The organism is Pseudomonas sp. RC3H12, from assembly GCF_018596375.1.
Classification (GTDB): Bacteria; Pseudomonadota; Gammaproteobacteria; order Pseudomonadales; family Pseudomonadaceae; genus Aquipseudomonas.
This window is the reverse complement of the sequence record NZ_CP075595.1, coordinates 818408-833893: the sequence shown is the minus strand read 5'-3', so window position 1 is coordinate 833893 and position 15486 is coordinate 818408. Positions and strand designations below refer to the sequence as shown.

Below are 15486 nucleotides of genomic sequence, written 5' to 3'. Positions count from 1 at the left end.
TCAGGACGCCAACCGCTCGATAGTCTTGGCCCACATCTCGTCCACCGGCGCCTCGAGCTTGAGCTCGCCGCCGTCGGGCAGCGGCACGGTCAACTGGTAGGCATGCAGGAACAGGCGCTTGCCACCCAGGTCGCGAATCTCGCGGCTGAAGTCTTCATCGCCGTACTTGCTGTCGCCGGCGATCGTGTGCCCGGCATGCAAGGTGTGCACGCGAATCTGGTGGGTACGGCCGGTGATCGGCCGCGCCTCGACAATCGTGGCGAATTCGCCGAAGCGGCGCAGCACGCGGAACAGCGTCAGCGCCTCCTTGCCCTCGTCATTGACCTCGACCATGCGTTCGCCGGAGCGCAGGTTGCTCTTCTGCAGCGGCGCATTGACCTGTTTCTTCGAGGTCGGCCAATGGCCGCGCACCAGCGCCATGTAGCGCTTGTCCACGCCATCGCCGCGCAGCGCGGCATGCAGGTGGCGCAGCATGCTGCGCTTCTTGGCGATCATCAACAGGCCGGAGGTGTCGCGGTCCAGGCGATGCACCAGCTCCAGCTCCTTGGCGTCGGGGCGCAACTGGCGCAGTGCCTCGATCACCCCGAAGCTCAGGCCGCTGCCGCCATGCACTGCAATGCCCGCCGGCTTGTTCATCACGATCAGCGCCTTGTCTTCATAGACGATGGCGGCTTCCAGGCGCTGCAACAGCCCCTGGGCCACGGGCGCAGGTTCGTCACGCTCTGGCAGGCGCACCGGCGGCACCCGCACGATATCGCCGGCCTGCAGCTTGTACTCAGGCTTGATCCGGCCCTTGTTGACCCGCACCTCGCCCTTGCGCAGGATGCGGTAGACCAGCGTCTTGGGCACGCCCTTGAGCGCGGTGATGAGGAAATTGTCGATGCGTTGGCCGGCAAGCTCCGGCGCGACTTCGATCAGCTGAACGCCGGAAGTCGGAGGGGTATTGGTCGTCATGGCGGGATCATAACAATTTTTTATGGAATTGAAGCACTTAATCATAACTGCTATAGTCGCGAACGCCGCCAAAAGCGGCAGGCCAGCGGCATCAGGCTCTACGCCGGCCCTGACCATCGCAATTCCGAGGACGCGAGGCCGTCCTACGGAGCGTTCGCCAGTTTAACTAAATGCCTGGAATCGCCACCAGCGCTGTGTAGAGAAGACCGGAAAAAAACGACAAGTGCGGTGTTTCACCTGCTTACCCGCTTCTTTTCGCCGTACCTCTGCCCGCCACCGTCGTTTCCGCGCATTCGGGCGAATGCTTCGGAAATACCTGCCTTGGATATGTCATGGCGCCAGCCCGGTACCGGGCTGGCGAAAAATGCAACCCGTTGCGGATTCAGCGCGCGGCAGCACCGAATTTTCAGGGATACGTGCAGGGTGGAGATGCACAGCCTTCGGACCGTGTGGCACCGAACCCGACCCACCGCCCCACTCAACGGGCGATGAGCGGGCAAGGTCCTGAACAGACGCCCTCGTGGCATCCACGGACGACCGGTTGATTCCTCCTCCTGACTGAGTGCACCAGGCCCGCTCGATTGATTCGGATAACCTTCGAAAAGCTCGACAGGCCTTTTGGCACCGCAAAACAGGACGCGTCGTCGCGACAACGGCAGGCTGGGCAACCGGCTGGTGCCGAACGTCGTCAGACACGGGGGTGGTTCGCCACCCTTTGCGCACCTTGGCACCGATCATGAAAAGTCGTGTGTGCCGAACGCCGTTTCCGGCAGCCCGGAAACCGACGGTACAACATGAAAAGAATGCTGATTAACGCAACTCAACCCGAAGAGTTGCGTGTAGCCCTGGTGGACGGCCAACGCCTCTACGACCTGGACATCGAGTCCGGTGCCCGTGAGCAGAAAAAGGCCAACATCTACAAAGGCAAGATCACCCGGATCGAGCCCAGCCTTGAAGCCGCCTTCGTCGACTTCGGCTCCGAACGTCACGGCTTCCTGCCGCTGAAGGAAATCTCCCGCGAATACTTCAAGAAAGCCCCTGAAGGCCGGGTCAACATCAAGGAAGTCCTGAGCGAAGGCCAGGAAGTCATCGTCCAGGTCGAGAAGGAAGAGCGCGGCAACAAAGGCGCCGCCCTGACTACCTTCATCAGCCTGGCCGGCCGCTACCTGGTGCTGATGCCCAACAACCCGCGCGCCGGCGGCATCTCCCGCCGCATCGAAGGCGAAGAGCGCAACGAGCTGCGTGAAGCGCTGAACGGCCTGACCGTTCCGGGCGACATGGGCCTGATCGTGCGCACCGCGGGCCTGGGCCGCAGCAGCGAAGAAATGCAGTGGGACCTCGACTACCTGCTGCAGCTGTGGACCGCCATCAAGGAAGCCTCGCTGGACCGTACCGCGCCGTTCCTGATCTACCAGGAAAGCAACGTCATCATCCGCGCCATCCGCGACTACCTGCGCCAGGACATCGGCGAAGTACTGATCGACAGCATCGACGCCCAGGAAGAAGCCCTGACCTTCATCCGCCAGGTGATGCCGCAGTACGCCAGCAAGGTCAAGCTGTACGAAGACAGCGTGCCGCTGTTCAACCGCTTCCAGATCGAAAGCCAGATCGAGACCGCCTTCCAGCGCGTGGTCGACCTGCCGTCCGGTGGCTCGATCGTGATCGACCCGACCGAAGCCCTGGTGTCCATCGACATCAACTCGGCGCGCGCCACCAAAGGCAGCGACATCGAGGAAACCGCCCTGCAGACCAACCTGGAAGCGGCCGAGGAAATCGCCCGCCAGCTGCGTCTGCGTGACATCGGCGGCCTGATCGTCATCGACTTCATCGACATGACCCCGGCGAAGAACCAGCGCGCCGTCGAAGAGCGCGTGCGCGAATGCCTCGAGGCCGACCGCGCCCGTGTGCAGGTCGGCCGCATCTCGCGCTTCGGCCTGCTGGAAATGTCCCGCCAGCGCCTGCGCCCGTCGCTGGGCGAGAGCAGCGGCATCGTCTGCCCGCGCTGCTCGGGCACCGGCATCATCCGTGACGTCGAGTCGCTGTCGCTGGCGATCCTGCGCCTGATCGAGGAAGAAGCCCTGAAGGACCGCACCGCCGAGGTGCGCGCCCAGGTGCCGATCCCGGTGGCCGCCTTCCTCCTCAACGAGAAACGCAACTCGATCACCAAGATCGAACTGCGCACTCGCGCGCGCATCATCATCCTGCCGAACGACCACCTGGAAACCCCGCACTTCGAAGTCCAGCGCCTGCGCGACGACAACCCGGACGTGCTGAACAACCAGTCCAGCTACGAAATCGCCTCGGCCGAGACTGAAGAAGCGCCGCTGCCGACCGCCACCCGCACCCTGGTACGCCAGGAAGCCGCGGTGAAGACCGCGCCGGCCCGCGCCAACGCACCGGTACCAACCGCCGTCGAAGAACAGCCAGCCGCACCCGCGGCGCCTGCGCCGAGCGTACCGGAGCCAAGCCTGTTCAAGGGCCTGGTCAAGTCGCTGGTCAGCCTGTTCGCCGGCAAGGAAGAGCCTGCCGCCGCACCGGCCGTCACCACCGAAAAACCGGCCACCGAGCGTTCGCCACGCAACGAAGAGCGCCGCAACGGGCGCCAGCAGAGCCGCAACCGCAATGGCCGCCGCGAGGAAGACCGCAAGCCGCGTGAAGAACGCAGCGAGCGCGCCCCGCGTGAAGAGCGTCAGCCACGCGAAGAACGTGCACCGCGTGAAGAACGCGCCCCACGCGAAGAGCGTCAGCGCCAGCCGCGCGAAGACCGCCGTGGCAACCGCGAAGAGCGCGTGCGCGAATTGCGCGAGCCGCTGGACGCCGCACCGGCCCCGGCCGCCCGCGAAGAACGCGCCCCACGTGAAGAGCGTGCGCCACGTGAGGAACGTGTAGCCCGTGAAGAGCGTGCACCACGTGAAGAACGTGCCCCTCGCGAAGAGCGCGCGCCGCGTGAAGAACGTGCACCACGTGAAGAGCGTGCGCCACGTGAAGAACGCGCCCCACGCGAAGAGCGTGCACCGCGTGAAGAACGCGCCCCTCGTGAAGAGCGTGCGCCACGTGACGAACGCGCTCCGCGTGAAGAGCGCCAGCTGCGCCCTGAGGCGCAGGCCGTCGAACAGGCCGCCGAGCTCGCCGAAGAGCAACTGCCGAACGACGAACTGCTGCAGGACGAACAGGAAGGCACCGATGGCGAGCGTCCGCGCCGCCGCTCCCGTGGCCAGCGTCGTCGCAGCAACCGTCGTGAGCGCCAGCGCAACGCCAATGGCGAGTTGATCGAAGGCGACGAAGACGCCGGCGAAGAGCAGCAGCCACAACAGCACCAGGCCACCGAGCTGGGCGCTGAACTGGCCGCCGGCACTGCCGTCATCGCCGCCGTTGCCACCAGCAACATCAGCGCCGATGCCGAAGCCCAAGCCAACCAGCAGGCCGAGCGCGCCAGCGCCGCTGTCGCCGAAACCCAGGTGGAAATCACCGAGGTCGTGGCCGAGCAGGTCGCCATCGCCCCGGTGGTCGAGCAACCGGTCAGCGAGCCAGTGGTCGCCGTCGAGCCGAGCATCGAACCGGTGGTCGAAGTAGCGCCGCAGCCAGTGGTTGAAGAAGCCCCTGCCGAGCAGCCTGCCGTCGTCGCCGAGGCGCTGGAAGCCCCTGCCGTGGAAGCCGGTGAAATCGAGCAGCCGCAGGCAGTCGAAGCCACCGTGGTCGAAGCCCCGGTAGCCGAGCAGCCTGTAGCGGTCGTCGAGCCAGTGGTCGAGGCCCAGCCGGAAGTGGCTGAAGCACCTGCCGCCGAGCCTGCGCCAATCGTTGCCGAGCAGGCGCCCGAGGAAGCACCGGCCCCGGTCGAAGCGCCTTCGGCGATGCTGGCCAACGGCCGCGCCCCGAACGACCCACGTGAAGTGCGTCGCCGCAAGCGCGAAGCCGAAGCTGCAGCCGCCGCTGCCGCCCAGGCCGCTGCCGAAGCCGCCCCTGCGCAAGCGCTGGAAACCGCCGATGAGCACAAGCCTCATCACGGTTGATAGCCTCGGCTGAATGAAAAAGCCCCGCCAGTGCGAACTGGCGGGGCTTTTTCTTTGCCGGGATGGTAACGGCTCTACTGGTGATCCGGGCTTGCCCCGCGATAGAGTCAGTACAGGTTCGGCTCCATCTCCAGCTCGACCCCAAAGCGCTCAAGGATATCCGCCTGGATCCGCTGCGCCAGCCCATGCAACTGCGCCCCGCTCGCCTGGCCGTAGTTGACCAGCACCAGCGACTGCAAACGGTGCACACCGGCATCGCCATCGCGATACCCCTTCCACCCCGCCTGCTCGATCAACCAGCCGGCCGCCAGCTTCACCTGGCCGTCGGCCTGCGGATACGCCACCACGCCAGGATGCTCGGCACGAATGCGCTCGGCCAACGCAGCAGGCACCACAGGATTCTTGAAGAAGCTCCCGGCGTTACCCAGCTCAGCCGGATCCGGCAGCTTTTCCCGACGAATACTGCAGATCGCATCGCTGATCGCCTGCGCGGTCGGCTGCTCGATACCCTGCTCCGCCAGGCGCTGACGCACCGGACCGTAGTCCAGGTGCGCCTGCAACGACCGGCTCAGCGCAAAGCGCACGCGCAGGATCAGCCAGCGGCCCGGATTGCGCTTGAACAGGCTGTCGCGATACCCGAAACCGCACGCCTCCAGCGAGAAGTCACGCAGCTCGCCGGTCTCGCGGTCCAGCGCGGTCAAGCCGGCGAACACGTCCTTGATCTCCACGCCATAGGCGCCGACGTTCTGCATCGGAGCAGCGCCGACGGTGCCGGGGATCAGGCTGAGGTTCTCCAGCCCGCACAGACCCTGGTCGAGGCTCCACTGCACGAACGGATGCCAGGGCTCGCCGGCCTCGGCCTCGACCACCACACGCTCGCCGTCGTCGCTGAGCAGGCGCCGCCCACGGCTGGCCATATGCAGCACCAGGGCGTCGACATCGCGGGACAGCAGCAGGTTGCTGCCACCGCCAATGACCAGCACCGGCACCTGCCGCGCAGCGGCCTGGGCCAGTGCCTGGCGGGCCTCGTCGTCGTCATGGGCCTGGGTGAAAAAACGGGCACTGACGTCGATGCCGAAAGTGTTGTAGGGCTTGAGCGATACCCGCTCCTGCCAGTTCGCCGTCATAACCGCCCCTTGATTTCCACGACCAGCTCACGGCACGCCGCCTCGATCAGGTCCAGGACCTGCTCGAAACCTTCGGCACCGCCGTAGTAAGGGTCCGGCACTTCGTCCAGGGCCGCGCCATAGCGGCGCAGGAACAGGTCGAGCTCGCCCTTGGCGTTGTGTGGGCGCAACGCCTGCAAATTGCCCAGGTTGCTCTTGTCCATGGCCAGAACCAGGTCGTACTCGGCGAAATGCGCCGCCTTGACCTGCTGGGCGCGCTGACGCGACAGGTCGTAGCCACGGGCCAGCGCGGCCTTGCAGGTACGGCTGTCGGGGGCCTTGCCCACATGCCAGTCGCCGGTACCGGCGGAGGCGACGTGCACCACATCACCCAACCCTGCGGCCTCGAGCTGATGGCGCAGCACGCCTTCGGCAGTCGGCGAGCGGCAGATATTGCCGAGGCAGACGAACAGAACGCGCATCAGGCCTCCAGCAAGCGCCGTACGCGCTCCAGGTCTTCAGGGGTGTCCACGCCCACGGCCGGGGCCTCGATGGCATCGGCAACATGGATGCGCACGCCATGCCACAGGGCACGCAGCTGCTCCAGCGACTCGGTCTGCTCCAGCCAGCACGGGCCCCAGGCGACGAAGTCCTGAAGGAATCCCACGCGGTAGGCGTACATGCCGATATGGCGGCGGTACGGCACGCCTTCGGGCAAGCGCTCACGGTCCTTGGCAAACGCGTCGCGGGCCCATGGCAATGGGGCGCGGCTGAAGGTCAGGGCCAGGCCGTTCTTGTCGCTGACCACTTTCACCGCGTTAGGGTTGAAGATGGTTTCCGGCGCATGGATCGGCTCGGCCAAGGTGGCGATGCCGGCCTCGGGGTGCGCGGCGAGGTTGGCCGCCACCTGATCGATGATCACCGGCGGAATCAGCGGCTCGTCACCTTGCACATTGACCACGATGGCATCGGCGGCCAGGCCCAGCTGGGCAGCCACTTCGGCCAAGCGGTCGGTGCCCGACTCGTGGTCGGCGCGGGTCAGCAGCACTTCGGCGCTGAACGCCTGGCAGGCCTCGACGATGCTGGCATCGTCGGTGGCGATGACCACGCGGCTGGCGCCGCTCTTGCGCGCCTGCTCCCACACATGCTGGACCATCGGCTTGCCGGCAATCGCCAGCAGCGGCTTGCCCGGCAGGCGCGTGGAGCGCAGCCGGGCGGGGATCACCACGGTGAAGTCCAGGCTCATTTGTCCAGGCGCTCGTCGTCGGTCAGGGTGCGCGCTTCGCTTTCCAGCATCACCGGGATGCCATCGCGAATCGGATAGGCCAGGCCCGCGCCCTTGCTGATCAGCTCGGTCTTGTCGGCGCTGAGCTTGAGCGGGCCCTTGGTGATCGGGCAGGCCAGGATATCGAGCAGTTTGGTGTCCATGGGAGCTTCCTTGAAACGGAAATTGAAAAAGGCTCAGGGCCGGGGACGGCCAGGCAGCAGGCGATCGAGCTCGGCGTCGAACCAGGCAACGAACGCCTGCGATGGAACGGCGTCGACCGCCAGGTACCACCAGTCGTCAGCAGCGAACGGCCGGCATTTCACCGCATCCTTCTCGGTCATCACCAACGGCAGCGGCGGGCTGAACGACAGCACTTCGCGGCTGTACGGCGCATGGTCGGCAAAGGGGTGCGGCACCGGCTGCCAGTGTAGCCCCAGCAGGGTGTTGAAGAAACGTTGCGGATTACCGATGCCGGCCACGGCGTGCAGCGCCTGGCCAGCGGGAAACAGGTCGAGCTCGCGGCGCTCGCCGCTGCGCAGGTTGATCAGCGCCGACGGCTGCAGGCGGAAGGCAAAGCCACCGTCACGGTCGGCCTCGGCGCCGTTGAACAGCACCGCGTCGGCCTCGGCCAGGCGCTCGGCGGGCTCGCGCAACGGGCCGGCCGGCAGGCAGCGACGGTTGCCCAGGCCACGGGCGGCGTCGATCAGTACCAGCTCCAGGTCGCGGGCCAGGCGGTAGTGCTGCATGCCGTCGTCGCACAGGATCAGGTCCGGCGCGTCGCTGGCCAGCAGCGCCTGCACGGCGCGGGAGCGGTCGGGGTCGATCACCAGCGGCACGCCGGTGCGCTGGACGATCAGCAAAGGCTCGTCACCGGCCTGCTCGGCGAGCTGGTCGGCGGCGACACGCCAGGGATACTGCGGCGGCTTGGCGCCGTAGCCACGGCTGACCACACCGACCTTCAGCCCCTGCCGGCGGCAGTGCTCGATCAGCCAGAGGATCATCGGTGTCTTGCCGGTACCGCCCACGGTGATATTGCCCACCACGATCACGGGCACCGGGGCGCGGTAGCTGGGGCTGGTGCCGCTGAGGAAGCGCGCTCGTTTGCGCGTCACCACGCGGCGGTACAGCGCCTCCAGCGGGCGCAGCAGGGCCAGCGCCGGGTGCCCGGCATACCAGGCAGCGAGCAGACGGTCGGCGAAGGCCATCAGGGATTGCCCTGCGCGGCCTCGACGGTGGTCATGCGCAACTTGCTGAAGCCGAGCTTGCCGGCCGCGTCCATTGCGGTGATCACAGCCTGGTGCGGGGTCTTGCCGTCGGCGCTGATCGCCAGCGGCAGGGTGATGTCACCGCCGGACTCCTTCTCGATGGCTTCGGTCAGGGTGGCCAGGTCGCTCTTGGGCAGCAGGTGGTTGTTCACCGAGTACACGCCGTCGGCACTGATGGTGACTTCGATCAGCTTGCCATCATCGGGCTGCGCGGGCGCGGCACTGCTTGCTTCAGGCAACTCGACACGCAGCTGGGTCTCGCGGGTGAAAGTGGTGGTGACCACGAAGAACAGCAGCAGCACGAACACCACGTCGATCAACGACGCCAGGTTGATGTCGACGTTCTCGCGCTGGCGATTGCGCCGGAACTTCACGCCTTGCCTCCGGCCACTTCCACTTCGCGGTCGCCCTGCAACACCTCGACCAGCTTGATCGCCTCCTGCTCCATGCCCACCACCAGCTCATCGATGCGGCGTAGCAGGAAGCGGTGGAAGAACACCGCCGGAATGCCGACCATCAGGCCGGCCGCGGTAGTGACCAGGGCCTTGGAAATACCACCAGCCAGCACGGCGGCATTGGCGGTCATCTGCGAGCCCATGAAGGCGCTGAAGATGTCGATCATGCCCAGCACGGTGCCCAGCAGGCCCAGCAGCGGGGCCATGGCGGCGATGGTGCCGAGGGTGCTGATGTAGCGCTCCAGCTCGTGGATGACCCGCGAGGCGGCCTCTTCGATGCACTCTTTCATGATCTCGCGGCCATGGCGCGAGTTGGCCAGGCCCGCGGCGAGGATCTCGCCCAGCGGCGAATCGGCGCGCAGCGCCTTGAGCTTGTCACTGGTGAGTTGCTTGTCCTTGATCCACATCCATACCTGGCCCAGCAGGTGCGGCGGGGTGACACGGCTGGCGCGCAAGGTCCACAGGCGCTCGCCGACGATTGCCATGGCAGCGATGGAGCTCAGGATGATCGGCAGCATCATCCAGCCACCGGACTTGACCAATTCCCACACAGTAAGCATCCCCTCGGAAAAAGGCCGCCACTCTACCATAGGACCGCCTGGGGCTCATCTGCCGGAGGTCAGGGAATCAACCGTCGCATGGCAGCCGTGGGAGCGGGCTTGCCCCGCGATGGCGTCATTCGCGCTCCCGCCAGAACCTGCGCTCTGCGCGCACCGCTACCACTGCACCCTGACTCCCCAGGCGCAAACTCAGCGCCCCCGCCAGCGCCGTGTCATGCACCTGCACCCCATGCCGCCGATAGCGCTCGACCACCTGCGCATGCGGATGCCCGAAGCCGTTGCTGCGTCCCCGCGAAATCATCACCCCGCGTGGCGCCAGCGCCTTGATGAACGGTTCGGTGGACGACGTGCGGCTGCCGTGGTGCGGCGCCTGCAGCCAGTCGACACGCGGATCCTCGCTGGCCGCCAGCCAAGCCCGCTCCGCCGCGGCCTCCATGTCGCCGGCCAGCAACAGGCGCTCGCCTTTGGCCACCACCCGCAGCACACAGGAACGGTCGTTGCTGGACGTGCCTTGCGGCCAATGCCACAGCTCGAAATCGACCCCATCCCAGCGCCAGCGCTCACCACTTTCGCACAGCGCGACAGGCGCAAGCCCGGCAGCCTCCCCGGCCAGCACCCGCGTTACCGGCAGCCCCCGGCGCACCGCCGCCGCCCCGCCGGCATGATCGGCGTGACCGTGGCTGACCAGCATCAGATCCAGGCGCTTTACCCCCAACCTGCGCAAGGTCGGCAGCACCACGCTCTCGCCCAGGTCGCTGTCCCCGTGGGCAGGCCCGGCGTCGTACAACAGCGCGTGATGACGGGTACGCAGCAGCACCGCCAGGCCCTGGCCGACATCCAGCTGCCACACCTGCACCTGCCCAAGGGGCACCTGCTCGCGCGGCGCCCACAAGGCCACCAGCATCACCGCGCCCGGCAAGCGCAACGGCACGCCCCGAGGCAGCAACACCAACAGCGCGCCCAACGCGACCAACAGCCAGGCCGACAGCGGCAACGGCTCGGGCAGCCATGCAGGCAACTGCCCCGCAAGCTGCGCCAGCAGGCGAAACAGCCCATCCAGCGAAAGGCCCGCCAGCCACAGCAGCCCCTCCCCCACCCCAGGCACCGGCAACGTCGCCGTGCCAAGCAAGGCCAGCGGCAACACCGCGAAACTGATCCAGGGCACCGCCAGCAGGTTGGCCAGCGGCGCCGTCAGGCTGACCGGCAGCCCCAGCGCCAGCAGCACCGGCAACAGACCCACGGCAATTACCCACTGGGCACGGCTCCAGGCCTGCCAGGGCCGCCAGGCGCCGAGCCGGGCTGAGAAGCACAGTATCAGCACGCCAACCGCGGCAAATGACAGCCAGAAACCCGGCAGCAGGCTGGCCAACGGATTGATCAGCAACACCCCCGACAACGCCAACAGCAGCGGCAAGGCTGCCCCCAGGTGCCTGAAGCGCAGGCGCCAGAGCAACACCACCGCCAGCATCAGGCAGGCCCGTTGCACCGGTACGCCGAAGCCGGCCAGCCAGCCGTAGCCCAATGCCGCGGCCATGGCCAGGCCACAAGCCCAGGGCAGCCATGGCCAGCGCGATGGCCAGGCACCCAGCCGCGCCAGGCCCGCGACCAGGCCGTACACCAGCCCGGCCAACAGCCCGATATGCTGGCCGGAGATCACCAGCAGGTGCACCGTGCCGGTGGCCTGCAGGGTCTGCCAGTCCTCGCGGGCCAGCCCGGCGCCATCGCCCAGCACCAAGGCCGCCAGCGCCGCCTCGCGGCCGTGGGCATCCACGTTCATCAACCGCTGACGCACGGCATCGCGCCAATCCACCGCAGCCTGCCCGACCTGCTCGCCGGCCTTGACCGAGCCGGTGGCGCCGATACCCCGGGCCAACAACAATGCTTCGCGGTCCGGGCCATGGGGGTTGAGCAGCCCGTGGGGCTGGCGCAAATTTACCGCCAGGCGCAAGCGCTCACCGGCGCGCAATTCAGGCCCGGCAAACCAGCTCAGTTGCAGGCGCCTGGGCAATTGCGCCCGACGCGACTCAGGATGCTCCAGCTCGAAACGCACGCCACGCTCCGTGCGGGTCGGCAGCCCCACCACCCGCCCCTCCAACCACAGCGTGCGGCCATCCAGCGCCGGGGCCAGGCGATCATCCAGCGCCTGCTGCGCTGACCAGCAGGCCCAGCAGCCACCCAGCACAAACCAGCCCAGCGGCCAGGCCCGCGTGCGCAGGCAGGCCAGGGCCAGCAACAGCAACGGAATCAGCCACCCGACCGGCGGCAAAACGGGCAAAAAACGCAGGCTCAACAGCCCGAGCACCAGCGCCAGCATCCCTGTGCGCATGAGATAGAGCTCCAGAAGCGATCACGACCCCTGAGGCTTAGCCGATTGGCGGGGAAACCCTGCTAATCAATTGTCACAAACTCTGAACGAGGCTGCGTTTCAATCAGGGCATACTGACGCCCTTCAACCCTGCCGGGAGCCCACATGCCGCGCCGTCTGTTCAAACGCTACATGCCGGACCCGACCAGCATCCGCGAACATAAATCCTTACGCTTCTTCGGCAAGCTGCTGCACGACCCCAACCTCTGGCACCTGAATCGCCATTCGGTGGCACGGGCCATGGGCGTCGGCCTGTTCGCCGCGCTCATTCCCATCCCCATGCAGATGCTGCTGGCCGCCGCGCTGGCCATTCCCGTGCGTGGCAACCTGCCGATCGCGGTGAGCCTGGTGTGGCTGACCAACCCGCTGACCATGCCGCCGGTGTTCTTCGTCACCTACATGACCGGTGCCTGGCTGCTGCAGGTGCCGCCACGCACGCTGCCCGAGTCGATCACCGTCGACTGGGTCACCGAGCAGCTGGCGACGATCTGGCAACCGTTCCTGCTCGGCTCGGTGGTGTGCGGGGTGGTGTTGGGCGTGCTCGCCTACTTCACCACCATGGGCTACTGGCGCTGGTGGGTGGGCCGGCAGTGGCGCCGGCGCCAGTGTCGCTGCGCCGCCACCCCCACCCAGGGTTCAGGGGGCTCAGGCGCGCATGCCGCGGCCGCTGACCAGCAGACGCACGCACAGCAGGTAGAGCACCGCAGTGGCCACCAGCATGAAGCTGATCGCCGTGCCAATACTGATATCCGACACCCCTAGGATGCCGTAGCGGAACGAGTTGACCATGTGCAGTACCGGGTTTGCCAGCGACACGGTCTGCCAGAACGGCGGCAGCAGGTTGATCGAGTAGAACACCCCGCCCAGGTAGGTCAGCGGTGTCAGCACGAAGGTCGGGATGATCGAGATATCGTCGAAGTTGCGGGCGAACACCGCGTTGACGAAGCCCAGCAGCGAGAAGATGGTCGCGGTCAGCAGCACCACGATGACCGTCACCCCAAGGTGGTGCACCTGCAGATGGGTGAAGAACAGCGACAGGAAGGTCACGATCACCCCCACCGCCAAGCCGCGCAACACGCCACCCAGCACATAGCCGACCAGGATGGTGTGCGGCGACACCGGCGACACCATCAGCTCCTCGATGGAGCGCTGGAACTTGCTGCCGAAGAAGCTCGATACCACGTTGCCATAGGAGTTGGTGATCACCGACATCATGATCAGCCCCGGCACGATGTACTCCATGTAGGTGAAGCCACCCATGTCGCCGATCTGCCGGCCGATCAGGTTACCGAAGATCACGAAGTACAGGACCATGGTGATCGCCGGCGGCAGCAGGGTCTGCGGCCAGATGCGCAGGAAGCGCCGCACTTCGCGGTAGACGATGGTGTTCAGGGCGACCCAGTTGGTGCGCAGTTCCACACTCATACGGCCACCTTCGACAGGTTCTTTTCCACCAGGGACACGAACAGCTCCTCGAGTCGGTTGGTCTTGTTGCGCAGGCTCTGCACCTCGATGTTCTTCAGCGCCAACTGGCCGAACAGCGCGGTGATGCCGATGTCCTTGTCCACCTGCACCTCCAGCGTGTGCGGGGTGATCAGCCGGCACGGGTAGCCCTGCAGCTCGGGCGCGACGGGCAGGTCGTGGCGCAGGTCAAGGACGAAGGTCTCGACATGCAGCTTGCCCAGCAGCTGGCGCATGCTGGTGTTCTCGACGATGGTGCCGTGGTCGATGATGCCGATGTTGCGGCACAGCTGCTCGGCCTCTTCGAGGTAGTGGGTGGTGAGGATGATGGTGATGCCTTTCTGGTTGAGCTCGGTGAGGAAGCTCCACATCGAACGGCGCAGTTCGATATCCACCCCCGCAGTCGGCTCGTCGAGGATCAGCAGGCGCGGCTCGTGGATCAGCGCCCGGGCGATCATCAGCCGGCGCTTCATGCCGCCGGACAGCGAGCGCGAAGGCACGTCGCGCTTGTCCCACAAGCCCAGCTGCGTGAGGTACTGCTCGGCGCGCTCCTTGGCCACCTTGGGCGGGATACCGTAGTAGCCGGCCTGGGTGACGACGATGTCGAAGGTCTTCTCGAACTGGTTGAAGTTGAACTCCTGGGGCACCACGCCCAGGCAGCGCTTGAGCGCCGCGGGCGAGCGGTCCAGGTCGTTGCCGAACACGTTGACCGTGCCGCTGGTCTTGTTCACCAGGGTCGAGAGAATGCCGATGGTGGTGGACTTGCCGGCGCCGTTGGGGCCGAGCAAGGCGAAGAAGTCGCCTTCGGCAACGTCCAGGTCGATGCCCTTGAGGGCCTGGAAGCCGTTGCCGTAGGTCTTGGTCAGCTGTCGAATGGACAGGGCGGAACTCATGGCGGGTCAGGTACCGATGAAAAAGGTTCGGGACACGCCAGGTAAAGACACTGGCGCAGTGAGTGCGGCCATGGTGCAAGGCCCGGCCGCACAAGTACAGTCACATGTATCGATAGTGACTATCGAAGTGGCGTCACGTCAGGGCGGTCATCACCGCCGCCTGGTAGGCCGGGCGTTGCTTGAGGCGCGCGTACCAGGCTTCGAGGTGATACATGGCCGGGCGTTCAATCGGCATTTCGAACCAGGCGTAGATGAAGCTGCCCAATGGGATGTCGCCCATGCCGATCTGCTCGCCGGAGAGGTACGGCTGCTGGGCCAGGGTCTGGTCGGCGATGGCCAGCAACTGGGCGCATTGCTTGTGCGCGGCGTTGATCGCCACCCAGTCGCGCTGGTCCTCGGGGGTACGCAGCAGGCCCCAGAACAGCGGGCGGAAGGGGCCGGCGAAGGACGAGGTGGTCCAGTCCATCCACTTGTCCGCCAGGGCGCGCTGGCGCGGGTCGTCCAGGTACCAGCCCTGCTCTGCACCGTATTCGGCGCACAGGTAGCGCACGATGGTGTTGGACTCCCACAGCACCAGGTCGCCGTCTTCGAGCATGGGCACCAGGCCGTTGGGGTTCAGGGCCCGGTAGTGCGGTTCGTTGACCACGCCGAAGGCGCCGCCGGCATCGATGGACTCGAAGTCCAGGCCCAGCTCGTGGGCGATCCACAACGCCTTGCGCACATTGCTCGAATTCTTGCGGCCCCAGATCTTCAGCATGGCAACGTCCTTATGAATGCGGGAGGTGGGACAGTCTACTCCAAGCGTTGGGCGGTGCCAGCGGCCCCCGCGATCTGTCAGATATTTCCGAACCTGAAACCAAATTCTTCAGCCAGCAAAGCTTGGGAACTATCCTACGCGCTTGCCGGAAGCCGCCGCGTTGTCGGGGAAATACCCCAGGGATAACTTCACCGGGTCGCCACATTGTGGTGACCGGGTGTGAGAAACCCGATTCCCACAACGGTAACGCGCCTCCGTCATGGTGGCCGTGTACGGGCAGACCTCGGTCTGGCCGGGTTTACCTTGTGGCCCGGATTTCTCACCCCGTACATGGCTGCCACCTTAATCTCGTGAGAAAGGATGCGGATGGTGGTGTACTCGTAACCACAAGGA

Annotated in this window: 14 protein-coding genes; 2 read left to right on the top strand and 12 right to left on the bottom strand. The window is 66.2% G+C overall.

Annotated elements, in window-relative coordinates; genetic code table 11:
* Window positions 1-954, bottom strand: a complete 954-nt coding sequence (gene rluC / locus KHO27_RS03910) for a 23S rRNA pseudouridine(955/2504/2580) synthase RluC (RefSeq protein WP_214501234.1) — start codon at window positions 952-954, stop codon at window positions 1-3.
* 794 nt (window positions 955-1748) lie between these two features.
* Between rluC and rne the strand changes: the two genes are divergently transcribed.
* Complete coding sequence (rne, locus tag KHO27_RS03905) at window positions 1749-4964, top strand: ribonuclease E (RefSeq protein ID WP_214501233.1); 3216 nt, start codon at window positions 1749-1751, stop codon at window positions 4962-4964.
* Window positions 4965-5071: 107 nt separating this feature from the next.
* On the opposite strand, the gene murB is transcribed toward rne, so the two are convergent.
* The 8 genes from murB to KHO27_RS03865 all read right to left on the bottom strand — a co-directional run bounded on the left by murB (window position 5072) and on the right by KHO27_RS03865 (window position 11943).
* Window positions 5072-6091 carry a UDP-N-acetylmuramate dehydrogenase gene (murB, locus tag KHO27_RS03900; RefSeq protein WP_214501232.1) on the bottom strand — a complete coding sequence of 340 codons (1020 nt, stop codon included), beginning with the start codon at window positions 6089-6091 and terminating at the stop codon, window positions 5072-5074.
* Window positions 6088-6552 (bottom strand): low molecular weight protein-tyrosine-phosphatase, encoded by a 465-nt coding sequence (locus tag KHO27_RS03895; protein ID WP_111532688.1) that lies wholly within the window; start codon window positions 6550-6552, stop codon window positions 6088-6090. Before KHO27_RS03895 ends, murB begins: the two co-directional genes overlap by 4 nt.
* On the bottom strand, window positions 6552-7316 hold the full coding sequence (gene kdsB / locus KHO27_RS03890) for a 3-deoxy-manno-octulosonate cytidylyltransferase (protein ID WP_214501231.1): 765 nt from the start codon (window positions 7314-7316) through the stop codon (window positions 6552-6554). Before kdsB ends, KHO27_RS03895 begins: the two co-directional genes overlap by 1 nt.
* Window positions 7313-7498: a Trm112 family protein gene (locus KHO27_RS03885; protein WP_003247142.1), complete on the bottom strand. Its 186-nt coding sequence runs from the start codon at window positions 7496-7498 to the stop codon at window positions 7313-7315. Before KHO27_RS03885 ends, kdsB begins: the two co-directional genes overlap by 4 nt.
* A gap of 33 nt (window positions 7499-7531) precedes the next feature.
* Window positions 7532-8542 carry a tetraacyldisaccharide 4'-kinase gene (lpxK, locus tag KHO27_RS03880; RefSeq protein ID WP_110703899.1) on the bottom strand — a complete coding sequence of 337 codons (1011 nt, stop codon included), beginning with the start codon at window positions 8540-8542 and terminating at the stop codon, window positions 7532-7534.
* On the bottom strand, window positions 8542-8976 hold the full coding sequence (gene pocB, locus KHO27_RS03875; RefSeq protein WP_023632003.1) for a flagellar polar localization protein PocB: 435 nt from the start codon (window positions 8974-8976) through the stop codon (window positions 8542-8544). The genes lpxK and pocB overlap by 1 nt, the downstream gene beginning before the upstream one ends.
* On the bottom strand, window positions 8973-9608 hold the full coding sequence (pocA, locus tag KHO27_RS03870; RefSeq protein WP_110703965.1) for a flagellar polar localization protein PocA: 636 nt from the start codon (window positions 9606-9608) through the stop codon (window positions 8973-8975). The genes pocB and pocA overlap by 4 nt, the downstream gene beginning before the upstream one ends.
* Before the next feature lie 124 nt (window positions 9609-9732).
* Entirely contained in the window at window positions 9733-11943 is a 2211-nt protein-coding gene (locus tag KHO27_RS03865; protein ID WP_214501230.1) for a DNA internalization-related competence protein ComEC/Rec2, read from the bottom strand.
* Window positions 11944-12087: 144 nt separating this feature from the next.
* Between KHO27_RS03865 and KHO27_RS03860 the strand changes: the two genes are divergently transcribed.
* Complete coding sequence (locus tag KHO27_RS03860) at window positions 12088-12744, top strand: DUF2062 domain-containing protein (RefSeq protein ID WP_214501229.1); 657 nt, start codon at window positions 12088-12090, stop codon at window positions 12742-12744.
* Here the strand turns inward: KHO27_RS03860 and KHO27_RS03855 are convergent.
* The 3 genes from KHO27_RS03855 to KHO27_RS03845 all read right to left on the bottom strand — a co-directional run bounded on the left by KHO27_RS03855 (window position 12628) and on the right by KHO27_RS03845 (window position 15093).
* Entirely contained in the window at window positions 12628-13407 is a 780-nt protein-coding gene (locus KHO27_RS03855; protein WP_046856545.1) for an ABC transporter permease, read from the bottom strand. The two genes, KHO27_RS03860 and KHO27_RS03855, sit on opposite strands and share 117 nt — an antisense overlap.
* On the bottom strand, window positions 13404-14336 hold the full coding sequence (locus KHO27_RS03850) for an ABC transporter ATP-binding protein (RefSeq protein ID WP_214501228.1): 933 nt from the start codon (window positions 14334-14336) through the stop codon (window positions 13404-13406). Before KHO27_RS03850 ends, KHO27_RS03855 begins: the two co-directional genes overlap by 4 nt.
* 133 nt (window positions 14337-14469) lie before the next feature.
* Window positions 14470-15093 carry a glutathione S-transferase gene (locus KHO27_RS03845; protein WP_214501227.1) on the bottom strand — a complete coding sequence of 208 codons (624 nt, stop codon included), beginning with the start codon at window positions 15091-15093 and terminating at the stop codon, window positions 14470-14472.
* Window positions 15094-15486 lie beyond the last annotated feature (393 nt).